Genomic DNA, 22,410 nt, shown 5'->3' with positions numbered 1-22,410 from the left:
AGGCCGGTTGCTCGATAACAGGGCAGTATGCGATAATCAGAGGCTACGCGAAAAGTGCAGTTTGGCGCCGTGCCGACATCTAGTGGCTCTCGCATCGACCCAAAGGAAAAGACCATGAAAGAAGGCATTCACCCGAACTACCGGGAAGTCCTGTTCGTCGACTTGTCGAACGGCTTCAAGTTCGTGACCCGTTCGTGCGCGAACACCAAGGAAATGGGCAAGACCGACGACGGCCGCGAATTGCCGCTGTTCAAGCTCGACACTTCCAGCGAATCGCATCCGTTCTATACGGGCACGCAAAAGTCTGTCGACAACATGGGTGGTCGCGTCGAACGGTTCCGTAATCGTTTCGGCAAGACGACCGGCGCTGCCGCCAAGTAAGGCAGGCGCTTCCAGACGAGGGCAGCCCGGTTTACCGCGCTGCCCTTTTTCTTGGCCGCTCCACCAACTGCTTCTTCAAAGCTCGACCAGCTTGCGTATCCTCTGCTCTCAGTGAACCAACCGACGCCCGCGATCGTTGCGCAGAACGCCGTGCGCCGCTTGCCGCGCATCGCGCTGCTGTTGCTGTGCGCGGCGTACCTGATGCCCGGCCTGCTCGGCCGCGGTCCCTGGAAAACCGCAGACATCGTCTCCTTCGGCTACATGGCTGAACTCGCGCGGGCAACCGGGGGTATCGCCCGCTGGTTCGATCCCTCCCTGCTTGGCCTCAAGCCCGAAACACCTGCGCTCCTGCCTTACTGGATCGGTGCGCTGGCGATCAAGATCGCACCGGCATGGCTCAACCCCGACCTGGCGGTGCGCATCGCCTTCGCCCTGCTGCTGTGGGGCGCTTTCACCGCCACCTGGTACGCGGTTTACTACCTTGCCCGCACACCGCGCGCGCAGCCCGTGGCGTTTGCCTTCGGAGGCGAGGCGCGTCCGGTCGACTACGCGCGCGCGATGGCCGATGCCGCGCTGCTGGCGCTGCTGGCGTGCCTCGGCCTGGCGCAGCTCGGCCACGAAACGACGCCGGCACTCGCGCAGCTTTTCTTCGTGTCGCACATGTTCTATGGCGTGGCGGCGCTTCCCTTTCGCCGCATCGGCGCGGTGATCGCGCTGGTGGTCGGTGCCGTTGGCATGGCACTGAGCGGTGCACCGACGATCGCGCTGCTCCTCGGCGTGGGTTCATCGGCTCTGGTGTTCACCGAGCGACGCCGCGATGCGTTTCGTCAAGCGGATGACGCGGCAGAGGGCACCGGCTATTCGGCCGCTGCAGCCTGGGTCATCGCGGGCATCACGTTGCTGGCAGTCTTGCTCGCCGCACGGCTGCATCTCGCGCATTGGCATATCGCCCTGCCCGGCCATCGCTCTGGCTCGTCGAGCCTCGGCGACATTCGCAGTCTGGCCAAGCTCGTCATCTGGTTCACCTGGCCGGCCTGGCCGCTCGCCTTGTGGACGCTGTGGCGGTGGCGTCGTCAGCTCAACGCGCGACACGTCGCGATTCCGCTCCTGTTCATGCTGGTGCCGCTGGCCGCGACTTTGACCACCGATTTTTCGGAGCGCGCCTTGCTGCTCGGGCTTCCCGCATTCGCGACGTTGGCGGCATTCGCATTGCCCACCTTCCGGCGCAGTGCCGCAGCCATCATCGACTGGTTCACGCTGCTCTTCTTCAGTGGCTCCGCGCTGATCATCTGGGTCATCTGGATCGCGATACAAACCGGCGTGCCTGCCAAGCCGGCCGCCAACGTGGCGCGTCTGGCGCCGGGCTTCGTCCCTTCTTTTTCGTTGGCGGCTTTCGTCTTCGCGGTGCTGGCGACCGTGGCGTGGTGCTGGCTGGTGCGGTGGCGTACCGGACGCCATCGGGCCGCCCTGTGGAAGACACTGGTGCTGCCGGCGGGCGGCGCGGCCCTGTGCTGGATGCTGCTCATGACGCTGTGGCTGCCGCTGCTCGACTACGCGCGCAGCTACGTGCCACAGGTGAATGCGATCGCAGAACGCGTCGGCCGGCCAGCATGCATTTCGGAGCTCGCGCTGAGCAGGCAACACATCGCGGCGCTGCGCTACCACGGGCAGTTCGAGTTGTCTCCGCTGGTGGGCGGCGAGGCCTGCCCATGGCTGCTCATCAGTCCTGAAGCTATCGCGACGCTGCACAACATCGTCAGCATGGACCAATGGCGCCTCAGCGGCACCTTGCGGCGCCCGACCAGCGCAGCAGACGACTTGCTGCTGTTCCAGCGCATCACACCTTGACGTGAGCAGCATCAGCAACGAACGGCGGGTGATCGCTGCGCACGCCGGCACGGTACTGGTCGGCCAGCTGGCCGTGATGGCCTTCGGGGTCATCGACACCATCGTCGCAGGCCGCTATGCCGAAGGCGCACTGGCTGCGCTCTCCGTCGGTGCCGCCATCTTCATCAGCGTCTACGTATCGTTGATCGGCGGTTTGCAGGCGCTGCTGCCGATATGGGCCCAGTTGCATGGCGCCAACCGCGCCGATGAGCTTGGCCGCTCGGTACGGCAGTCGCTCTACGTTTGCCTCGTCGCCATCGTCCTGGGCATGGCGGTGTTGCTGGCGCCCGGCCCGTTGCTGCGCTGGACCGAGGTTCCGCCGACGATGCAGGCCACTGTGGAAACGTACCTCGCGGTGCTGGCATGGGCGCTCCCGCCCGCGCTGCTGTTTCGCGTGTTCAGCACGCTCAACCAGAGTCTCGGTCGACCGCGCCTCGTGACCTGGCTGCAGATCGGCTCGCTGTGTATCAAGTTGCCGCTGTCGATCTGGTTCACCTTCGGCGGCGCGGGCCTGCCCGCGATGGGCCTCGCAGGCGCGGCGTGGGCCACGCTGGTCGTCAACTACACGATGCTCGGAGTGGCGCTCTGGTTGATGCGCAACGCTGCCTACTACCGTGCCTATCGGTTCTGGCAACGCATCGAGCCACCGGATTGGCACCAGCTCCGGCAGTTCGCGCGACTGGGCGTGCCCGGCGGTCTGGCGGTGCTGGTCGAAGTCACGTCCTTCACCCTGCTGGCGCTGTTCATCGCGCGGCTCGGCACCGTCTCGTCGGCGGCACACCAGATCGCCTCCAATCTCACGGCCGTGGCGTACATGGTGCCGTTGTCGCTTGGTCTGGCGACGAGTTCGCGCGTGAGCTACTGGTTGGGCGCCGGCGATCCGGTCAAGGCACGGCACGCGTGCCTCACCGGGTTCGGCATGGCGCTGCTGTGCTCGCTGGTGGTGGCCGGCCTCATGGTGGCGCTGCGCTGGAAGTTGCCAGTCGTGTACTCGCAGAACCCGGCGGTGGTTCAGATGGCGGCCGTCTTGCTGCTAGCGACTGCCGCCTATCACCTGGCCGATTCGGTACAGACGATTTGCGTCTTCGTGCTGCGATGCTACGGCGTGGCGGTCGCGCCGCTGGCCATCTATTGCGCGCTGCTGTGGGGTGCCGGACTGGGCGGCAGCTACTGGCTGGCCTTCCATGGCTTCGGGCCGTTCGCCGCGATGCCGTCGCCACTCACGTTCTGGCTGACTAGCGCGGCGGCGTTGTGGGTGACGGCTTTGCTCTTCGTCGTCTTGCTCTGGCAGACCATGGGCAAAAGCTTGCGGCCTGGGCGATCGGATCGCCGATCAGATTGACGTCACACGCGCCTCGCGCACGCGCTTGGCCGGAAACACCAGCGCAAAACGCGAGCCCTGCCCCAACGTACTTTCGATGCGCAGCTCGGCACCATGTCGTTGCGCGACGTGCTTGACGATCGCCAGGCCCAGTCCCGTCCCGCCGGTCTCGCGCGACCGGCTTCGATCGACACGGTAAAAGCGCTCCGTCAGCCGCGGGATGTGCTCCGCGGCAATGCCGGGACCGCTGTCGCGCACGGCGTACTCGGCCCGCCCATCAGGCAGCAGCTTCCATGTCACAACCACCTCGCCACCGCCCGGTGTGTAGCGCACCGCGTTGCTCACCAAGTTCGACATCGCGCTTTGGAGTTCGACCGGTGCGCCCGATATCTCCGATTCGTCGTCCAGCGTGAAAGTGAGCCGATGCCCCAGCGGTGCCAGCCGGCTCGACAACCCCCTTGCCTCGTCTTCACTGTGGGCCAACAGTGCTCGCGCACGCGTCCACTGTGTCGCCGCAGGCGCCGGACTGCCCTCGAGCCGAGACAGCGTGAGCAAATCATTGACCAGCGTTTCCATGCGGGTCGACTGCTGCGCCATCAACGCCAGATAACGTGACCGCTCTTCCGCATCGAGCGGCAGGTTCTGCAGCGTCTCGACGAATCCCGCCAGCACCGTGAGCGGCGTACGAATCTCGTGCGATACGTTGGCGACAAAATCGCGCCGCATGGCTTCGGCCTGTTCCAGTGAAGTGATGTCGCGCGTCAACAGCATGCGCCGGTTGCCGGCGTATGGATGCACCTGCACAGACAGCCGCACTGCGTGGCCACGTTGCCCGCTCGAGCGGGCGGCAGGCGCGTCGATGACCACATCGCGGCTGTAGTTCCAGGAAGCAAGGTAAGCGATGAAGGCCGGGTCGCGAACCAGATTGCCCAGGTGCTGCAGCAGGTCACGCTCGGCGTCGATGCCGAACTGCGCCGCGGCCGTCTGGTTGCACCACTCGATGCGGCCCTGCTCATCGAGCAGCACCACGCCGTTGGGCGAAGCCTGAATGGCCGCAAGGAATTCCTGCAACCGGTCTTCGGATTGTCGGATCTGCTGATCGCGTTCGCGCAGCAGCTTGCGAATGCGTTCCGACAACTCGCCCCATATCCCCGCGCCGCGCGAAGGCAAGGCCGAGACGTCGGACCGCAGCACTTTCAGCAATCGCTGCGCGCGCCATGCGTCGAGCAACAACCAGAGCAATGCGCCGATCCACGCACCGAGCCATACGAAGTGCCATCCCGTCAACGCCGCGGCGCACGCGGCGCCGGCAAGGGAGGCTATGAAAAACGTGGCAATTCGAAGGGGCATCGCGGGCGATTATCCCCGCGCCTGCCAAGCAGGCCGCCGGCCAGCCGGGGCGTTCAAACGGTCGCTTGGGCAGTCAGGCGATAGCCTGCACCGCGCACCGTCTCGACCATCGGCGCGGCACCACCGAGCGACTCTCGCAGCCGCTTCACATGCACGTCGACCGTGCGCTCTTCGATGTAGACGTGATCGCCCCACACCTTGTCGAGCAACTGCGAGCGGCTGTGCACGCGCTCCGCGTTTTGCATCAGGTAGCCCAGCAGCTTGAACTCGGTCGGACCGACCTTGAGCGCCCCGCCCTGCCAGGTCACGCGATGCGTCGCGGTGTCGAGCACCAGCTCGCCGATCTCGATGCGCTCGGCCGGCGCTTCGGGCGTGCGGCGACGCAGCACGGCACGGATGCGCGCCAGCAGCTCTTGCGTCGAAAACGGCTTGGTGATGTAGTCGTCGGCACCGGCGTCGAGCCCGGCCACTTTGTCGGGCTCGTCGCCACGCGCCGTCAACATCAGGATCGGGATCGCCTTGGTGTTCGGGTCTTTGCGCCATTGCCGCGCGAGCTGCAAGCCGCTTTGGCCCGGCAGCATCCAGTCGAGCAGGATCAAATCGGGTGCCAGCGTATCGATCTCGCGCTGTGCCGATACGCCGTCTTCCGACCAGATCGGGTCGAACCCGTTGTGGCGCAGATTGACCGCGATCAGCTCGGCGATCGACGACTCGTCTTCAACGATAAGGACGCGAGGTTTCTTCATCTTTCTGCAAGGATCAAAGCAGGACCGACTCGATGGCTTCCATCGAAGTGTGCCGCACATCGGCGCCCTTGACGATGTAGATGATGAACTCCGCAATGTTCTTGGCGTGGTCGCCGATACGCTCGATCGCCTTGGCAAGAAACAGCAGGTCGAGGCTCGCCGAAATGGTGCGCGGGTCTTCCATCATGTAGGTCACGAGCTTGCGGACAAAGCCGTCGAATTCCTTGTCGATCAGGTCGTCGTCTTTCAGGATCGACAGGGCCGCTGCGGTATCGAGCCGTGCAAAGGCATCGAGCGCCTTGCGCAGCAGGCCCGATGCCATGTCGGCTGCTACGCGAATCTCGTTAGACGGCAGCGTACGCGATGCGCCGCTCTCGATGATCGACTTGACCATGCGCGCGATCTTGTTCGCCTCGTCGCCCACGCGCTCGAGATTGGCGGTCGTCTTGGAGATCGCGATCAGTAGGCGCAGATCGCGTGCGGTGGGCTGGCGCCGCGCGATGATCGACGACAGTTCGCGATCGATCTCGATCTCCATCGCATTGACGCGGTTCTCGGTCTCCATCACCCGATCGGCGGCTTCGGAGTCGAACTCGGCCAATGCGTAGACGGCCTGGTGGATCTGCGCCTCGACCATGCCGCCCAGTTCCATCACGCGGGACGAGACGCCATTGAGTTCAGTGTCGAACTGGCTGGACAAATGTTTTTCGGTCATGTCTGTCTCCTTAGCCGAACCGGCCGGTGATGTAGTCCTCGGTCTCTTTTCGCTGCGGCTTGAAGAACATCTGCTCCGTCGCGCCGAACTCGATGAGGTCGCCCAGGTACATGTAGGCCGTGTAGTCGCTGCAGCGTGCGGCCTGCTGCATGTTGTGCGTCACGATGACCACGGTGTACTCGCTCTTGAGCTCGGCGATGAGCTCTTCGATCTTGGCGGTAGAGATGGGGTCGAGCGCGGAGCACGGCTCGTCGAGCAGCAACACTTCAGGCTTGATCGCGATGCCACGTGCGATGCACAGCCGCTGCTGCTGGCCGCCCGAGAGACCGGAGCCGCTTTGCTGCAGCTTGTCGCGCACTTCGGTCCAGAGCGCGGCCTTCTTTAGTGCCCACTCGACGCGCTCGTCCATATCGCTGGAACTCAAGCTCTCGAAAAGCTTCACGCCGAAAGCGACGTTGTCGTAGATCGACATCGGGAACGGCGTCGGCTTCTGAAACACCATGCCGATCTTCGCGCGGATCAGCGCCACGTCCTGCTTCGACGCCAGCAGGTCTTCGCCGTCGAGCGAGATCGTGCCTTCGGCGCGTTGCTCCGGGTACAGCTCGAACATGCGGTTGAAGGTACGCAACAAGGTCGACTTGCCGCAGCCCGACGGGCCGATGAAGGCCGTCACCTTGTTCTCCGGGATCTCCAGGTTGATGCCTTTAAGAGCGTGGAACTTTCCGTAATAGAAGTTCAAGTTCTTGACTGAGATTTTGGAAGGCGCAGCTTGCGCGAGGGGTTGGGACAACACAGCTGACATGATCGCTTTCAGAGCTTGGTGCGCGTCAACACGCGCGCCAGAATATTGAGGGCCAACACCGCCGCGGTGATGAGGAACACGCCAGCCCAAGCCAGCTGTTGCCAGTTTTCATACGGACTCATCGCGAACTTGAAGATGGTTACCGGGAGGCTTGCCATCGGTTGCGTGATGTCCGCGGTCCAGAACTGGTTGTTGAGCGCGGTAAAGAGAAGAGGCGCCGTTTCGCCGGCAATGCGTGCCACGGCCAGCAACACGCCCGTGACCACACCGGCGCGCGCCGCGCGCAGCGTAATGCTGATGATCACTTTCCACTTCGGCGCGCCCAATGCATAGGCTGCTTCACGTAGACCCGGTGGCACGAGTTGCAGCATGTTTTCGGTAGTGCGGATCACGACAGGAATGACGATCAGCGCCAGGGCCAGCGCGCCGGCCAGACCCGAGAAACTTTTGAAGTACGCAACGACCACCGCGTATACAAAAAGCCCGATCACGATCGACGGTGCCGACAGCAGGATGTCGTTGACGAAGCGTGTCACGCTCGACAGCCAGCCCTTGGGGTTGTATTCGGCCAGGTAGATGCCGGCCATGATGCCGATGGGCGTTCCGACGAAAGTCGCCATCGCCACCATCACCAGCGAGCCGAAGATCGCGTTGGCGATACCACCGACTTCGTTGGGCGGCGGCGTCATCTCGGTGAAGGTCGCGATCGCGAGTCCTCCGATGCCCTGGCGCAGCGTCTCCCAAAGGATCCACACCAGCCAGAACACGCCGAACGCCATCGCGGCGAGCGACAGTACGAGCGCCACTTGGTTGACACGCTTGCGAGTTGCAAAGCGTGCCGCACGTGTCGCCTGAAGGGCGTTAGCCGCCAGCAAACGTTCCGCTGTGGTCATGATTTGGTCCCTTCGCTCTTCTTCATTCTTGCCAGCAGCAACTTAGACAGCGTGAGGACGACGAAGGTGATGAAGAACAGCACGAGGCCCAAGTACATCAGCGCCGCCTGGTGCAGCCCTGCACCGGCTTCGGCGAACTCGTTGGCGAGCGCCGAGGTGATGCTGTTTGCAGCCTCGAAGACCGACAGCGAGTTGAGCTGGTTGGCATTGCCGATCACGAATGTAACGGCCATCGTTTCGCCGAGCGCACGACCGAGGCCGAGCATGATGCCGCCGACGACGCCGGCCTTGGTGTACGGCAGCACCACCTTACTGACGACTTCCCAGGTGGTCGAGCCGAGCCCGTAGGCCGATTCCTTCAGGAGAGCGGGCGTGACCTCGAACACGTCACGCATGACCGAGGCGATGAACGGAATGATCATGATCGCCAGGATGATGCCGGCTGACAGGATGCCGATGCCGACCGGCGGGCCGGACACCAGCGCGCTCAAATACGGAATGCCGGCAAACGCCTTCTGCAAAGGCTGCTGGATGTAGACGCTGAGGATCGGACCGAACACCAGCAAGCCCCACATGCCGTAGACGATCGACGGCACTGCAGCAAGCAATTCAATAGCGGTGCCCAACGGACGCTTCAGCCAAGAAGGCGAGAGTTCGGTAAGGAACAGTGCGATGCCGAAGCTCACCGGTACGGCGATCACCAGCGCGATGAACGAGGTCGCCAGCGTGCCGTAGATCATCACGAGGCCGCCGTACTCCTCGCGGACCGGATCCCATGTCGTGCTGGTCAAAAAGCCGAGGCCGTATTTGGAAATTGCAGGCCAGGCGCCTACGAACAGGGACAGCAGAATGCCGATGAGCATCGCGAGCGTAAGCAGCGCGGCGCCCTTCGCGAGCCACCCGAACACGCGGTCGGCCATCGGGCCTGACCGCGGTGTGTTGCGCGGCGGATTGATCGATGCGCGCTCCAGCGCGGAATCACGCGGAGCGGCAGTAGCGGGAAAAGTCGACGACACGGTATGTGGCTCCGCGGGAGGCGCGCCGTCGAGCGGTGTACTGCTCATGCGCGCCGACCCGATTTACTTGGTTGCCGACGGTGCGACGGTCTTGCCCGACGTGTCCTTGATATCGCCCCACGACTTGGCAATCGCGGTCTTCACGCTGTCGGGCATCGGCACGTAGTCGAGGTCGTCAGCCGTCTTGTCGCCGCTCTTGTAGGCCCAGTCGAAGAACTTCAACACGCTGGTCGCTTGTGCCGGCTTGTCTTGCACCTTCTGCATCAGGATGAAGGTCGCGCCGGTGATCGGCCATGCGTCCTTGCCGCTCTGGTTGGTCAGCACTTGATAGAAGGTCTTGTTCCAGTCGGCACCGGCAGCAGCAGCCTTGAAGGCGCTGTCGTCAGGCGACACGACGGTGCCGGCAGCGTTTTGCAGCTGCGCGTAGACCATCTTGTTCTGCTTCACGTAGGCGTACTCGACATAGCCGATCGAGTTGGGCAGTTGCTTCACGAAAGCCGCGACGCCTTCGTTGCCCTTGCCGCCCGTGCCCACCGGCCAGTTGACAGCCGTGCCCTCGCCGACCTTGCTCTTCCAGTCCGCGTTGACCTTGCTCAGGTAGTTGGTGAACAGGAAGCTGGTACCCGAACCGTCGGCACGACGCACCGGTGCGATGGCGGCGTCAGGCAGTGCCAGTGAGCCGTTCAGCGCCTTGATGGCGGGGTCGTTCCACTTGGTGATCTTGCCGAGGTAGATATCGCCGAGCACGGTGCCGCTCAGCTTCAGTTCGCCCGGCTTGATGCCGACGATGTTGACCACCGGCACCACGCCACCGATAACGGTGGGGAACTGCATCAGGCCCTTGGTCTTGAGTTCGTCGTCGGTCAGCGGCATGTCCGATGCGCCGAAGTCGACCGTCTTGGCTTCGATCTGCTTGATGCCGGCGCCGGAACCGACAGATTGGTAATTGACCTGCGTGCCGGTTGCCTTGTTGAAGTCGCCGGCCCACTTTGCATACAGCGGTGCAGGGAAGCTCGCGCCTGCGCCGGTGACGTTCTGGGCGAAAGCGGGGGACGCTGCGAATGCGGCAGCAGCGGCGATGCCGGCTGCGAAATTGAAGGTGACTTTCATGAATCTTCCTTTGGCTGTGGTCTGCACATCCCGAATCGGGTTGGTGCGGACTTTAGAAAGGCAATATGACATTGATGTGACAGTCAAATGACGTCACGGTGACGTCACGCGCGCCGCTTACCATCGGCGTCACATGCAAAACGGAACTCGCCTCGCCGCCGTTGATCTCGGCTCCAACAGCTTCCGGCTCGAAATCGGACAGCTCGATCACGGCCAGATTCATCGCACCGAATATTTGAAAGAGACCGTGCGCCAAGGCAATGGCTTGGACAGCGCCCGCAACCTGACGCCAGAAGCAATGCAACGCGGCTGGGACGCCCTGGCCCGCTTCGGCGAGCGGTTGGCTGGATTCAAGCGCTCGCAAGTGCGCGCTGTCGCGACTCAGACACTGCGCGAGGCCCGCAACCGCGACGAGTTTTTGCTGCGCGCCCGCACCATCCTCGGCTTCGGCATCGATGTCATTCCCGGCCGCGAAGAAGCGCGGCTGATCTATCAAGGCGTGGCGCACATGCTGCCGCACACCGACGCTTCCGATCTGGAACGTCGCCTGGTAGTCGACATCGGCGGCCGCTCGACCGAGATGATCCTCGGCCATGCACTCGAAGCGACGGTGATGGAGTCGTATCGCGTCGGCAGCGTAGCGTGGTCAATGAAGCACTTCGCCGAAGGCCAGTTCACCCAGGCCGCGTTTCGCGCTGCAGAAGTGGCCGCCAAGGCGGTCCTCGACGATGCGCTTGCAAGCTACACGCGCGACCAGTGGGACGTAGCCTATGGCGCCTCCGGCACCATCGGCGCGGTCGGCGACGTGCTGGCTGCCTCGGGTGCAGAGCCCGGCCTAATCACCCAAGACGGGCTCGACTGGTTGCTCGACCGCCTGCTCAAAGCCGGCAGCGCCGACAAGCTGCGCATCGACGGTATGCGCGACGACCGCAAAGCGGTAATCGGTGGCGGCGTCAGCGTGCTGCGGGCCGTGTTCGACCTGCTCGACATCGACGAGATGAAGGTCGCCCAAGGTGCACTGCGGCACGGCGTCATGTACGAACTGCTGGAGCGCGACGAAAGCGTGGCCGACCTGCGCACCGAAACCGTGGCAAGGCTGGCAAGCCGGTTCAACGTCGATGCGGTGCAGGCCAGGCGCGTCGGCGAGACCGCGGCAGCGCTGTTCGTCCAGCTCGAACCTGCAGCGCGATCGGCGAATCCGGCCGGAAGCACGACAAGCCGCGCTGGCCGCGCACTGCGCAAGCTCGGCTGGGCCGCTCAGCTGCACGAAATCGGCACGCAGATCTCCCACAGCGACTATCACAAGCACGGCGCCTACATCCTCGACCATTGCGACGCGCCCGGCTTTGCGGTCAACGAGATGCATGCGCTGGGGCTGCTGGTGCTTGGTCAGCGCGGCAAGCTGCGCAAACTCGAAGCCGCCCTCGACGACGACGTCTTCGTCATGCAACTACTGAGCTTGCGGTTGGCTTTGATTCTGTGCCACGCGCGGCGCGATCCCGACCCGAAGGCGCTGCGCATCACGGTCGCCGGCGGGCGCTTCTTCGTCGTGGCGTGCCAGGGGAACTGGTCCGAGGTCTATCCACAGTCCGCGCATCTGCTGCGTGAAGAAGTGCTGGCCTGGCAAAAGACCAACTGGCGTGTCGATCTCGCCGGCTGCTGAACTGCCGATCGGTCGAATTGCGCCTTCCGGACTAGAGCAGCTCGGGTGACTGAACGGTCACCACGACCGTCTGCACATCGCCATCGCGCTCGCGCGTGCGAATCCACCAGACCGCACCCTTGCGCACCGGGCAGCTGTCTTGTTGCAGCCCCAGAAGTTGCGCGATGGCCTGCCCGAGCGACGGCTGATGGCCGACCATCAGCACCACCGACTTGCCGTTGGGCCAGCCGGCAGATGCCAGCACGGCATCGGGCGTGGTGTCGGGTGCGAGCTCGTCGCGCAGCTTGTATTTGCGTCCAATCGCCAATACGGTCTGCTCGCAGCGCCGCGCCGGACTGCTCACGATGCGCGTGCCTTCAGGCAGTTGTCGGTCGAGCCAGGACGCCATGCGCTTGGCCTGCTTTTCGCCACGCGAGGTGAGGGAGCGCTGCAGGTCGTCGCAGCCCTCGGTCCAGTCGTCGGCTTCGGCGTGGCGCCAGAAAATCAGGTCCATGGTGGATCGGCTTTCAGGGTTTTATCGTGGCGGCGCCGTTAAATTTTTTGCAGGCCACGCGATGCGTAGCGGTTCATCAATGCGGCCTGCGCGCCGTGCGCTTCGATGGTGCGCGAGCCGCCCTCTTCCGCCGCGTGCGTGTCGTGATGGATGCGAACGTAGGCACCATCCGGACCCAGGTCCCAGGCGTCGCGACCGTCGTGCAGGTACGCGACAAGGCACTCGTCGATCAGTCGCTGCCGCAAGCCAGGATCGGTGACGGGCCAGGCCAGCTCGATACGACGCATCATGTTGCGGTTCATCCAGTCGGCGCTCGACAGGTAGAGCGATTCGTCTTCGCCGTTGCGGAAATAGAAAACGCGCGAATGCTCGAGAAACCGGCCGATCACCGATCGCACGCGAATGTTTTCAGTGAGGCCTGGCACTTGCGCCGGCAACGTACATGCACCACGCACGATCAGGTCGATCTTCACGCCCGCCTGCCCCGCAGTCACCAACGCGGCAATGAGCGCCTCGTCGGTCAGCGCGTTCATCTTGGCGACGATGCGGGTCGGCTCGCCCTTGGCCGCGGCGATGGCCAGCAGCTCGATCTGCGCCACGAGATTCTTGTGCAGGTCGAACGGTGCCAGCCACATGCGGTTGAGCTTGGGCAGCTTGCTCTGGCTCGCCATGTGAACGAACACCGCTTCCATATCCGCCGTGAGCAGCGGGTCGGCCGTCAGATGGCTGATGTCGGTGTAGAGCTTCGCGGTGAGCGGGTTGTAGTTGCCGGTCGACAAATGGCCATAGCGACGCATCTGCTTGCCCTCACGCCGGGTGACCAGCAGCATCTTGGCGTGCGTCTTGAGTCCGACGACGCCATACACCACCTGCGCACCGATCGACTCCAGCATCTCGGCCCAGTTGATGTTGGCCTCTTCGTCGAAGCGCGCCTTGAGCTCAACCACCACGGTCACTTCCTTGCCGCGCCGCACTGCCTCGCGCAGCAGGTCCATCAGCTCGGAGTTGGTGCCGGTTCGGTAGATGGTCTGTTTGATCGCCAGCACCTGCGGGTCTTGCACGGCTTCGCGCAAAAACGCCAACACGCCGTCGAAGCTCTCGAAAGGCTGGTGGATCAAGGCATCACCGCGCTGCAGCCGTTCGAAGAACGATTGGCCAGGCGATAACGTGACCGGGTACGACGCCTTGTAGGGTGGAAAGCGAAGCTGCGGCTCGTCGAGCAGGTCGATGAGTTGCGTCAACCGCGCCAGATTGACAGGGCCGTGCACGCGATAGAGCGCCTGCGGCGGCAGCCCGAACTGCGCCAGCAAAAAGCTCGATAGCGATTCCGCACAGCTGGCCGACACTTCGAGCCGAACGGCTTGCCCGTAGTGGCGATGCTGCAAGCCTTGCCTCAGCGCAGTGCGCAGGTTCTTGACATCTTCTTCATCGACCGCCAAATCCGAATGCCGCGTCACGCGAAACTGTGAAAAGTCGCCGACGACACGGCCGGCGAACATGCTCGACAGATGCGCCCGAACCACGCTCGACAAAGCCACGAACAGCGTCTTGCCGTCCGACACCTTGCCCGGCATGCGAATGAGCCGCGGCAACACGCGCGGCACCTTGACGATCTGGATCGGGTTCTCGCGGCCGAAGGCGTCTTTGCCGCCCAGTTGCACGATGAAGTTGAGCGACTTGTTGGCCACCTGCGGAAACGGATGGGCCGGATCGAGCCCGACCGGGATCAACAACGGCCGCACTTCGCGCTCGAAGTAGTCGTGCACCCATTTGCGCTGCAACGGATTGCGGTCGCCGTGCGAAATGATGTGGATTCCATGCGTGGCAAACGTCGGCATCAACTCGTTGTTGTACAGCGCGTATTGCTTGTTGACCAGCGTGTGCGCGGCGACGGCCAGTGCGTCGAACGATTCAACCGAGTAAACGCCCTTGCTGTCGCCCGCGCCGCTGGCGATCAGGTGCGGTGCCACTCGCACTTCGAAGAACTCGTCGAGATTGGCCGACACGATGCAAAGATAACGCAGCCTCTCTATCAACGGCACATCGGGACGCAGCGCCCAGTCGAGTACGCGCTCGTTGAACGCGAGGATGGCGTGGTCGCGGTCGAGCAGCACGAGTTGCTTCGGTGCCGGCGTCGGGGCGGCGATGGCCTTGTCGGCGGAATGAAATGACATGGACACGATTCTGGAACAAAGAGCGCGGAGAGCCCGACGGGCGCGGTGGTGCGCGTGACCGTTCCAGTGTGGATGCCGTCTATGACAGTTGCGTGACAGCCGCATGACGTAAAGGGTGTCCGAGAAAATGCCGCCGATAACGTGCCGGCATGTCCTCGATGCGCATCAGCATCGGCAGATCAGCCGCGTTAAAGTCTGGATCCCAGGCGGGGGCACCGAGCAGCTTGGCACCGAGGCGGAGGTAACCGCGAATCAGCGCCGGCGCCTCTACGTCGAGCGTGGTGTCGAGCCGGTCGACCGGCAACGGCAGGCGCGGCTGCACCTGATGGCGAATGTCGGCCATGTGACTCGCAGACAGTTGGCGCCAGATGCTAGCCGCGGCATGACCGCCTGGAACCCCGTCGTGCTGCATCGGAATGCTTGCGCAGCCGATCATGGTGTCGAGCTTGTTGCGCTGCATGAAGGCCGCGAGCGCGCCCCACAGCGCGAGGATCACACCGCCTTGCCGATGGTCCGCGTGCACGCAGCTGCGGCCCAACTCGACCATCCGCGAGCGCAGCGCACGCAGTCTGGTGAGGTCGAATTCGGTGTCGCTGTACGTGCCGCCAACGCGCTGTGCCTGCGCCGGCGTCAACACGCGGTAGGTGCCGATGACCTGATGCGTCGCAACATCGCGAACCAGCAGGTGCTCGCAGAAGTCGTCGAACAGGTCGATGTCGTGTCCGGCCAGTGATGTGCTGAGGCGCGCACCCATCTCGCCGGCGAAGACCTGGTAGCGAAGTCGCTGGGCTTCGCGCACTTCGTCTTGATGCCGCGCCCATTGCACGGAGATGCCTTGCGATACAGCCTTGCTGCCAGAAGACTCTGGCAGTCGCGGAGTGCGCGCCGCCGGTTGGGCCGACACCGGCCAGATGGCCTCGCGCAGCGTCAGGCGCGAGAAAGGAAACGTCGGGTTCGGCAGTTCGTTCATAGCGCGAAGTCTGGCTCGCCCGTATGAAAAAACAGTGTCGGTGCCGTGGCAGAACCGTGAACACGCCGACTGTCATGCCAACGTCATATTGCGGCAGGAGCATCTGCACCATGCCCGTACCCAGCTCACAACCCAACGCGCCCGCTGGCGCGCCCGACCACGAAGACCTGATGCGGCGCATCGCGCGCGATCTGGTCGACAGCTACGACGAAGAACTCGAGCTCGAACTCGAGGACCGCAGTGTCGATGAAGCGGGAGAACTCGTCAGCACAGACAAGGCGGCACGCCAACTGTATTTCCAGGAGCTGTTCCGGCTTCAGGGCGAGTTGGTCAAGTTGCAAGACTGGGTCCAGCACAGCAAGCAGAAAGTCGTCATCTTGTTTGAAGGCCGCGACGCGGCCGGCAAGGGCGGCGTCATCAAGCGCATCACCCAGCGGCTCAACCCGCGCGTGGCACGCGTCGCCGCCCTGCCCGCGCCCAATGATCGCGAGCGCACGCAGTGGTACTTTCAGCGCTACGTAGCGCACCTGCCAGCGGCCGGCGAAATGGTGCTGTTCGACCGCAGTTGGTACAACCGCGCCGGCGTCGAACGCGTGATGGGCTTTTGCAGCGACGCCGAGTACGAAGAGTTCTTTCGCTCGGTGCCCGACTTTGAGCGCATGCTGGTGCGCTCAGGCATCACGTTGATCAAGTACTGGTTTTCGATCACCGACGATGAGCAGCACATGCGATTTCTCGGCCGTATTCATGATCCGCTCAAGCAATGGAAGCTGAGCCCGATGGACCTCGAAAGCCGGCGACGTTGGGAGGAATACACCCACGTGAAAGAAGTGATGCTGGAGCGCACGCACATTCCGGAAGCGCCGTGGTGGGTCGTACAGGCAGTCGACAAAAAGAAGGCCCGGCTCAACTGCATCTCGCACTTGCTGACGCAGTTGCCGTACCACGAGGTACAGCATGCGCCAGTCGCGCTGCCAGCACGCGTAAGGAATCCGGAGTATTCACGCCAGCCCGTGTCGGCCGCCATGATGGTGCCCGAGCGCTATTGACGTATCGGGACGGCGACCGATGAAAGGCCTCAGTTGGGCAGCGTTGTCACCTGCATCGACAGATCGAACAGCTTGGCTTTGCCGACGTAGTAGCGGTCGATGCGCCATTCCTTGAGGATGTCGATGGCGAGCTCGAAGGTCGCCAGATCGAGTTTGTACAAATCGGTCACGCCGAAGCTGCCTTCAGATTCGAGGGCCAGCACCAGTTGTGCCAACGTCCGCGCGGAGTCGCTCGCGGGATTGGCACTGATCATTTTTCGGGCAGTCTTGATGGCGTTCATAAGGGTTTTAGAGATGGAGAGATTCTCTGATTCTGGACGCGCTGACATGACAGATTTATGACAGCACAACGCCTTTTTATTTGCCGCGGCGAGCGCTTCAACGGCTACTCGCATTTGCTCGGACTGGTGCTTGTAATCGGCGGGGCGACAGTGCTGCTTCCACGTGCGATTACCACGGGCGAGCCCTCCAAGATCATCGGTGCCTTGGTGTTCGCGGCCTGTGCCGTGGCGTTGTATGCCGCCTCTGCCATGTTCCACTCTGCGCAAGGCTTGGCGCGTACACGATGGGAGCGTGCGGACCACTGCGCGATCTACCTGCTGATCGCAGGCACCTGTACGCCTTTCGTGTTGGTCTCGTTGCCGGTCGCCTGGGCAGCAGCATTGCTAAGCGCGATCTGGTCTTTCGCTGGCTACGGCATCTTGCGCGAACTGCGGCCCGCAGACCCGGCGAACACGCCCGAACCCTCGCTGCGCATCTACATTGCCATGGGATGGCTTTGCGTGCTCACTGCAGCGCCGCTCGCCGCTCGACTGGACAGGCTCGCGCTTATCGGACTGCTAGCAGGCGCGGCCGTGTACACCGCTGGCACTGTCTTCTATCTCAATCGGCCCGGTTGGGCCCACGCCCATGGCGTGTGGCACCTTTTCGTTCTCGGCGGCACGATGACGCACTACTTCACCGTGACGCGGCTGATGCTCTGACGCGTGGGGCAGCGCTGGTCGATGGCCACGCAGAGGCACACGTGAAAGTGCTGATGGTGCCGTTCGAACAGCTGCGGGCGCTCATCATCGTGGAGGCCGATCTCGGCGAGTGTGTGTTGCGTGCGCTGATCCTGCGCGACGTTGCGTCGATGGAGATGGGCGCCAACGGTCCCGTCCTGATCGGCCCGACCGATGTGCGGCGGCTGCAGAACTTCCTTGGCCGGAACGGCGACCCGCACGACGGCTTGGCCAGCGCTAGCGCGGAGATCGAGAACTAGCTGGGCTTTCCGACTGGCATTTCCGGCGGCGCATTGGCCGGCCGCGCCTAAGTGCGGGCGCAAAAGTTCGGCGCCGAGATGCCGATCCCGGCCAAGGTCGTGTCGATGACTGTTCGCGCTCAGGGCCGCAGGGCCAGCTCGCCATCCAAATCGATGACGGACGCCTGCTGAATGCACGCATCGTGGTCATCGCCAGCGGCGCACGCGACCGCCTGCCCGACGTGCCGCGGCTGAAAGAGCTCGAAGGCCGCGGCATCTGGTACTGCACCTCGGCGATCGAAGCTCGCGGGTGCGCACTGCAGGAGATCGCCTTGGTCGGCGGCGGTAACTCGGCCGGCCGGGCTGCGGTGTTTTTGTCGCAGCACGCTGCCAAGGTCAACATGTTGATGCGTGGGCCGTCGCTGGCGGCTAGCATGTCGCGCCACCTGATCGACCGCATCGAACCCGCGCTCAACATCGAGCTGCACCCACATATGGAACTGGTTAGCCTGCACGGCGAGCCCGTCCCCGGGCTGAACGGCACCACTTGGCGCAACGCGCGCAGCGGCGACCAGTACGAGTGCGCGGCGCGCAATGTGTTCCTGTTCGTCGGTGCCGAGCCTGAAACGAGCTGGCTCCAGGGCTGCGGCGTGGAAATGGACGGGCGGTGGCATAGTGCGCGTCATGCCCACGCCCAATACAGCCACGACACTCCGGCCATCACCCATCGACGTCTACACCTGGCCCACGCCCAACGGCCACAAAGTGCACATCATGCTGGAAGAGTGCCGCCTGCCTTACGTGGCGCACCCGGTGAACATCGGCTCTGGCGATCAGTTCGCGCCCGAGTTTTTGCAGATCAGCCCCAACAACAAAATCCCGGCCATCACCGACCCCGATGGACCGGATGGCAAGCCGATCTCGTTGTTCGAATCCGGTGCCATTCTGGTGTACCTCGCCGGCAAGACCGGCAAGTTCATGCCGACCGGCGACCGCGCTCGTTACGACGTGCTGCAATGGCTGATGTTCCAGATGGGCGGCGTCGGCCCAATGCTCGGCCAGGCGCATCACTTTCGGCTGTATGCGCCCGAGAAGGTTGGCTATGCCATCGATCGTTACAGCAACGAAGCGAAGCGGTTGTACGGCGTTATCGACCGCCAGCTGGCCCGGTCGAAGTTCATCGCGGGAAAGCATTATTCGATTGCCGACATCGCGATTTTTCCCTGGCTGCGCAGTTGGGAGAACCAGGGCATCACGCTCACTGACTACCCGCACCTTAAGACATGGTTTGATGCCATTGCTGCACGGCCGGCAGTGCAGCGTGGCGTGAAGGTCATGGCCGATCTGCGCAAACCCATCACCGATGACAAGTCGCGTGAGGTTCTTTTTGGCAGCATGCAGTACGCCAAGCGATGAAATCCATGCGAATACGGATTAACGCGCAAAGCCGAGCTAGAATAGAAGGCTTGTCGGGGTGTAGCGCAGCCTGGTAGCGCATCTGGTTTGGGACCAGAGGGTCGAAGGTTCGAATCCTTTCGCCCCGACCAAAAAAACGAATAGCCGGTAGTGATGCAAATCGCTACCGGCTTTTTCGTTCTATGGCTGGCATGCCGCCTCGTCGCGTGGCCGTAACGTACACCTGCGCATCGTCGAGATCCACAAGCGTGCGGCGACCGTTTTCGGCGGCAAGCTATCGACAGCACGCCCATCAGTGCACCTAACAGGCTGTCGAAGAATCTCGAGATTTTCCCGACAATTGCGATATTGAGCAGATTGTGGAGCGACGATACGAGGCAGTGACAGCTACAACGAGAGTCTGTTCTCGGCGGTGAGTCTGGAAGACTTCTTGCCCACGAATCATCAGTTGCGGAGGCATCGGGTGCACGATCTCTCCATATCGTGAGTCGTTCGGGCGCGCGCCGCGCGCACGTGATCCTTCAGAGCGAACTGCCCCGGTTCATCGAGTGATGACATCTATTGAGTTGGAGTGTGTCGCAGCATGTATTCGACGCCAGTCTCAAGACTATTCGATAGCCGACATTTTCAAACCAACCGAATCGCAGAACAAAAAAAAGCCCAACCTTTCGGCTGGGCTTTTTTAGGCTGTAAGAGCCTGACAATGACCTACTTTCACACGGGAACCCGCACTATCATCGGCGCTGACGCGTTTCACTTTCCTGTTCGGGATGGGAAGGAGTGGTACCACGTCGCTATGGTCATCAGGCATAACTGGTTGTCGTCTTGACAAGTCAAGACAACGAATTCATAGAGTTTGGAATCAGCTTGAGCTTATTTTGAATGCGTCAACTTGGCATAACACCCTGATCGATTAGATCAAAGTTATAGGGTCAAGCCGCACGAGCAATTAGTATCAGTTAGCTTAACGCATTACTGCGCTTCCACACCTGACCTATCAACGTCCTGGTCTTGAACGACTCTTTAGGGGGCTCAAGGCCCCGGCAGATCTCATCTTGAAACGAGTTTCCCGCTTAGATGCTTTCAGCGGTTATCTCTTCCACACTTAGCTACTCGGCAATGCCACTGGCGTGACAACCGATACACCAGAGGTGTGTCCACTCCGGTCCTCTCGTACTAGGAGCAGGCTTCCTCAAATCTGCAGCGCCCACGGAAGATAGGGACCAAACTGTCTCACGACGTTTTAAACCCAGCTCACGTACCTCTTTAAATGGCGAACAGCCATACCCTTGGGACCGGCTACAGCCCCAGGATGAGATGAGCCGACATCGAGGTGCCAAACACCGCCGTCGATATGAACTCTTGGGCGGTATCAGCCTGTTATCCCCAGAGTACCTTTTATCCGTTGAGCGATGGCCCTTCCATACAGAACCACCGGATCACTATGTCCTGCTTTCGCATCTGCTCGACTTGTCAGTCTCGCAGTTAAGCACGCTTATGCCATTGCACTATCGTCACGATGTCCGACCGTAACTAGCGTACCTTCGAACTCCTCCGTTACGCTTTGGGAGGAGACCGCCCCAGTCAAACTGCCTACCATGCACTGTCCCCGATCCAGATAATGGACCTAGGTTAGAACCTCAAACACACCAGGGTGGTATTTCAACGTTGGCTCCACAAGATCTAGCGACCCTGCTTCAAAGCCTCCCACCTATCCTACACAGATCTGTTCAAAGTCCAATACAAAGCTACAGTAAAGGTTCATGGGGTCTTTCCGTCTTTCCGCGGGGAGATTGCATCATCACAAACATTTCAACTTCGCTGAGTCTCAGGAGGAGACAGTGTGGCCATCGTTACGCCATTCGTGCAGGTCGGAACTTACCCGACAAGGAATTTCGCTACCTTAGGACCGTTATAGTTACGGCCGCCGTTTACTGGGACTTCAATCAAGAGCTTGCACCCCATCATTTAATCTTCCAGCACCGGGCAGGCGTCACACCCTATACGTCCACTTTCGTGTTTGCAGAGTGCTGTGTTTTTAATAAACAGTCGCAGCCACCGATTTTTTGCAACCCATTCATGCTTCGTTGTTCACTACACACTAATAGGGCACACCTTCTTCCGAAGTTACGGTGTCAATTTGCCGAGTTCCTTCTCCTGAGTTCTCTCAAGCGCCTTAGAATACTCATCTCGCGCACCAGTGTCGGTTTGCGGTACGGTCGTTGTTAGCTGAAGCTTAGTGGCTTTTCCTGGAACCTCGTTCAGTTACTTCACGGGCAAGCCCGCTCGATCAATGGCCTCGGTATATGTGCACCGGATTTGCCTAATGCACGCCTACATCCATCTAAACCGACATATCCAACAGTCGGATAACCTATTAAGATCCGTCCCCACATCGCACTAACAATCGGTACAGGAATATTGACCTGTTTCCCATCAGCTACGCATCTCTGCCTCGCCTTAGGGGCCGACTCACTCTACGCCGATGAACGTTGCGTAGAAAACCTTGCGCTTACGGCGAGGGGGCTTTTCACCCCCTTTAACGCTACTCATGTCAGCATTCGCACTTCTGATACCTCCAGCGTGCTTTACAACACACCTTCACAGGCTTACAGAACGCTCTCCTACCACTTGCAATAAATTGCAAATCCGCAGCTTCGGTAACTGGCTTAGCCCCGTTACATCTTCCGCGCAGGACGACTCGATCAGTGAGCTATTACGCTTTCTTTAAATGATGGCTGCTTCTAAGCCAACATCCTGACTGTTTTAGCCTTCCCACTTCGTTTCCCACTTAGCCAATTTTAGGGACCTTAGCTGGCGGTCTGGGTTGTTTCCCTCTTGAGTCCGGACGTTAGCACCCGGTGCTCTGTCTCCCAAGCTGTACTCGTCGGTATTCGGAGTTTGCCTTGGTTTGGTAAATCGCCATGATCCCCTAGCCAAAACAGTGCTCTACCCCCGACGGTAATACTTGAGGCACTACCTAAATAGTTTTCGGAGAGAACCAGCTATTTCCAAGTTTGTTTAGCCTTTCACCCCTATCCACAGCTCATCCGCTAGTTTTGCAACACTAGTCGGTTCGGACCTCCAGTACCTGTTACGGCACCTTCATCCTGGCCATGGATAGATCACTTGGTTTCGGGTCTACACCCAGCGACTGATCGCCCTATTCGGACTCGATTTCTCT

At 61.7% G+C, this 22,410-nt stretch carries 19 protein-coding genes, 1 tRNA gene, 2 rRNA genes and 1 pseudogene (1 of these 23 only partly in view); 10 read left to right on the top strand and 13 right to left on the bottom strand.

What is annotated here, in order from left to right; genetic code table 11:
* The first annotated feature begins 114 nt into the window (after positions 1–114).
* From H7F36_RS15655 to H7F36_RS15645, 3 genes are all read left to right on the top strand, one after another.
* On the top strand, positions 115–381 hold the full coding sequence (locus H7F36_RS15655) for a type B 50S ribosomal protein L31 (protein WP_187051683.1): 267 nt from the start codon (positions 115–117) through the stop codon (positions 379–381).
* A 111-nt stretch (positions 382–492) separates the two neighbouring features.
* The gene (locus tag H7F36_RS15650) at positions 493–2,229 is read left to right on the top strand and encodes a hypothetical protein (protein WP_187051682.1); all 1,737 of its coding nucleotides are present in this window, start codon (positions 493–495) and stop codon (positions 2,227–2,229) included.
* Between the two features lie 10 nt (positions 2,230–2,239).
* Positions 2,240–3,610, top strand: a complete 1,371-nt coding sequence (locus H7F36_RS15645) for an MATE family efflux transporter (protein WP_187055006.1) — start codon at positions 2,240–2,242, stop codon at positions 3,608–3,610.
* Here H7F36_RS15645 and phoR read toward each other — a convergent pair.
* Genes phoR through pstS form a run of 7 tightly spaced genes read right to left on the bottom strand, consistent with a single transcriptional unit; the run spans position 3,602 to position 10,221 of the window.
* Positions 3,602–4,939 (bottom strand): phosphate regulon sensor histidine kinase PhoR, encoded by a 1,338-nt coding sequence (gene phoR / locus H7F36_RS15640; RefSeq protein ID WP_187051681.1) that lies wholly within the window; start codon positions 4,937–4,939, stop codon positions 3,602–3,604. The two genes, H7F36_RS15645 and phoR, sit on opposite strands and share 9 nt — an antisense overlap.
* 53 nt (positions 4,940–4,992) lie before the next feature.
* The gene (gene phoB / locus H7F36_RS15635; protein WP_187051680.1) at positions 4,993–5,685 is read right to left on the bottom strand and encodes a phosphate regulon transcriptional regulator PhoB; all 693 of its coding nucleotides are present in this window, start codon (positions 5,683–5,685) and stop codon (positions 4,993–4,995) included.
* Between the two features lie 13 nt (positions 5,686–5,698).
* On the bottom strand, positions 5,699–6,400 hold the full coding sequence (gene phoU, locus H7F36_RS15630; protein WP_187051679.1) for a phosphate signaling complex protein PhoU: 702 nt from the start codon (positions 6,398–6,400) through the stop codon (positions 5,699–5,701).
* 10 nt (positions 6,401–6,410) lie between these two features.
* Entirely contained in the window at positions 6,411–7,202 is a 792-nt protein-coding gene (gene pstB, locus H7F36_RS15625) for a phosphate ABC transporter ATP-binding protein PstB (RefSeq protein ID WP_187051678.1), read from the bottom strand.
* A gap of 8 nt (positions 7,203–7,210) precedes the next feature.
* Entirely contained in the window at positions 7,211–8,095 is an 885-nt protein-coding gene (gene pstA, locus H7F36_RS15620) for a phosphate ABC transporter permease PstA (RefSeq protein WP_187051677.1), read from the bottom strand.
* Complete coding sequence (gene pstC / locus H7F36_RS15615) at positions 8,092–9,159, bottom strand: phosphate ABC transporter permease subunit PstC (RefSeq protein ID WP_187051676.1); 1,068 nt, start codon at positions 9,157–9,159, stop codon at positions 8,092–8,094. Before pstC ends, pstA begins: the two co-directional genes overlap by 4 nt.
* Positions 9,160–9,174: 15 nt before the next feature.
* Positions 9,175–10,221 (bottom strand): phosphate ABC transporter substrate-binding protein PstS, encoded by a 1,047-nt coding sequence (pstS, locus tag H7F36_RS15610; protein WP_187051675.1) that lies wholly within the window; start codon positions 10,219–10,221, stop codon positions 9,175–9,177.
* A gap of 133 nt (positions 10,222–10,354) precedes the next feature.
* On the opposite strand from pstS, the gene H7F36_RS15605 reads away from it, so the two are divergent.
* Complete coding sequence (locus H7F36_RS15605) at positions 10,355–11,884, top strand: Ppx/GppA phosphatase family protein (RefSeq protein ID WP_187051674.1); 1,530 nt, start codon at positions 10,355–10,357, stop codon at positions 11,882–11,884.
* A gap of 31 nt (positions 11,885–11,915) precedes the next feature.
* Here H7F36_RS15605 and H7F36_RS15600 read toward each other — a convergent pair whose 3' ends face one another.
* The 3 genes from H7F36_RS15600 to H7F36_RS15590 all read right to left on the bottom strand — a co-directional run bounded on the left by H7F36_RS15600 (position 11,916) and on the right by H7F36_RS15590 (position 15,521).
* Entirely contained in the window at positions 11,916–12,377 is a 462-nt protein-coding gene (locus H7F36_RS15600; protein WP_187051673.1) for a SixA phosphatase family protein, read from the bottom strand.
* 38 nt (positions 12,378–12,415) lie between these two features.
* The gene (gene ppk1, locus H7F36_RS15595; RefSeq protein WP_261802316.1) at positions 12,416–14,551 is read right to left on the bottom strand and encodes a polyphosphate kinase 1; all 2,136 of its coding nucleotides are present in this window, start codon (positions 14,549–14,551) and stop codon (positions 12,416–12,418) included.
* Positions 14,552–14,630: 79 nt separating this feature from the next.
* On the bottom strand, positions 14,631–15,521 hold the full coding sequence (locus H7F36_RS15590) for a GNAT family N-acetyltransferase (protein ID WP_187051672.1): 891 nt from the start codon (positions 15,519–15,521) through the stop codon (positions 14,631–14,633).
* A gap of 110 nt (positions 15,522–15,631) precedes the next feature.
* On the opposite strand from H7F36_RS15590, the gene ppk2 reads away from it, so the two are divergent.
* The gene (ppk2, locus tag H7F36_RS15585; protein ID WP_187051671.1) at positions 15,632–16,570 is read left to right on the top strand and encodes a polyphosphate kinase 2; all 939 of its coding nucleotides are present in this window, start codon (positions 15,632–15,634) and stop codon (positions 16,568–16,570) included.
* A gap of 29 nt (positions 16,571–16,599) precedes the next feature.
* On the opposite strand, the gene H7F36_RS15580 is transcribed toward ppk2, so the two are convergent.
* The gene (locus H7F36_RS15580) at positions 16,600–16,851 is read right to left on the bottom strand and encodes a hypothetical protein (RefSeq protein ID WP_187051670.1); all 252 of its coding nucleotides are present in this window, start codon (positions 16,849–16,851) and stop codon (positions 16,600–16,602) included.
* 57 nt (positions 16,852–16,908) lie between these two features.
* Here H7F36_RS15580 and trhA point away from each other — a divergent pair, with 57 nt between their 5' ends.
* From trhA to H7F36_RS15560, 5 genes and pseudogenes are all read left to right on the top strand, one after another.
* A complete protein-coding gene (gene trhA / locus H7F36_RS15575) occupies positions 16,909–17,553 on the top strand; it encodes a PAQR family membrane homeostasis protein TrhA (protein ID WP_410003032.1) in 645 nt (214 codons plus the stop codon).
* A 41-nt stretch (positions 17,554–17,594) separates the two neighbouring features.
* Positions 17,595–17,831: a hypothetical protein gene (locus H7F36_RS22285; protein ID WP_261802315.1), complete on the top strand. Its 237-nt coding sequence runs from the start codon at positions 17,595–17,597 to the stop codon at positions 17,829–17,831.
* A 32-nt stretch (positions 17,832–17,863) separates the two neighbouring features.
* A pseudogene (locus tag H7F36_RS22280) lies at positions 17,864–18,415 on the top strand (NAD(P)/FAD-dependent oxidoreductase); the annotation flags it as partial.
* A 79-nt stretch (positions 18,416–18,494) separates the two neighbouring features.
* Positions 18,495–19,226 (top strand): glutathione binding-like protein, encoded by a 732-nt coding sequence (locus H7F36_RS15565; protein ID WP_187051669.1) that lies wholly within the window; start codon positions 18,495–18,497, stop codon positions 19,224–19,226.
* Between the two features lie 54 nt (positions 19,227–19,280).
* Positions 19,281–19,357 (top strand) — tRNA-Pro (locus H7F36_RS15560).
* A 564-nt stretch (positions 19,358–19,921) separates the two neighbouring features.
* Here the strand turns inward: H7F36_RS15560 and rrf are convergent.
* Positions 19,922–20,034 (bottom strand): 5S ribosomal RNA (gene rrf / locus H7F36_RS15555).
* Between the two features lie 120 nt (positions 20,035–20,154).
* Positions 20,155–22,410: ribosomal RNA gene (locus H7F36_RS15550) — 23S ribosomal RNA — on the bottom strand; it runs 619 nt beyond the window's last position.

Source organism: Variovorax sp. PAMC28562 (assembly GCF_014303735.1).
Taxonomy (GTDB): Bacteria; Pseudomonadota; Gammaproteobacteria; order Burkholderiales; family Burkholderiaceae_C; genus Variovorax.
This window is presented reverse-complemented; position numbering and strand designations above follow the sequence as displayed.

Coding starts and splice junctions, on each gene's coding strand:
- pstC (WP_187051676.1), bottom strand. CDS start 9,159: ATGAGCAGTACACCGCTCGACGGCGCGCCTCCCGCGGAGCCACATACC.
- pstA (WP_187051677.1), bottom strand. CDS start 8,095: ATGACCACAGCGGAACGTTTGCTGGCGGCTAACGCCCTTCAGGCGACA.
- pstB (WP_187051678.1), bottom strand. CDS start 7,202: ATGTCAGCTGTGTTGTCCCAACCCCTCGCGCAAGCTGCGCCTTCCAAA.
- pstS (WP_187051675.1), bottom strand. CDS start 10,221: ATGAAAGTCACCTTCAATTTCGCAGCCGGCATCGCCGCTGCTGCCGCA.
- phoU (WP_187051679.1), bottom strand. CDS start 6,400: ATGACCGAAAAACATTTGTCCAGCCAGTTCGACACTGAACTCAATGGC.
- phoB (WP_187051680.1), bottom strand. CDS start 5,685: ATGAAGAAACCTCGCGTCCTTATCGTTGAAGACGAGTCGTCGATCGCC.
- ppk1 (WP_261802316.1), bottom strand. CDS start 14,551: ATGTCATTTCATTCCGCCGACAAGGCCATCGCCGCCCCGACGCCGGCA.
- H7F36_RS15565 (WP_187051669.1), top strand. CDS start 18,495: ATGCCCACGCCCAATACAGCCACGACACTCCGGCCATCACCCATCGAC.
- trhA (WP_410003032.1), top strand. CDS start 16,909: ATGACAGCACAACGCCTTTTTATTTGCCGCGGCGAGCGCTTCAACGGC.
- H7F36_RS15600 (WP_187051673.1), bottom strand. CDS start 12,377: ATGGACCTGATTTTCTGGCGCCACGCCGAAGCCGACGACTGGACCGAG.
- H7F36_RS15655 (WP_187051683.1), top strand. CDS start 115: ATGAAAGAAGGCATTCACCCGAACTACCGGGAAGTCCTGTTCGTCGAC.
- phoR (WP_187051681.1), bottom strand. CDS start 4,939: ATGCCCCTTCGAATTGCCACGTTTTTCATAGCCTCCCTTGCCGGCGCC.
- H7F36_RS15605 (WP_187051674.1), top strand. CDS start 10,355: ATGCAAAACGGAACTCGCCTCGCCGCCGTTGATCTCGGCTCCAACAGC.
- ppk2 (WP_187051671.1), top strand. CDS start 15,632: ATGCCCGTACCCAGCTCACAACCCAACGCGCCCGCTGGCGCGCCCGAC.
- H7F36_RS15590 (WP_187051672.1), bottom strand. CDS start 15,521: ATGAACGAACTGCCGAACCCGACGTTTCCTTTCTCGCGCCTGACGCTG.
- H7F36_RS15580 (WP_187051670.1), bottom strand. CDS start 16,851: ATGAACGCCATCAAGACTGCCCGAAAAATGATCAGTGCCAATCCCGCG.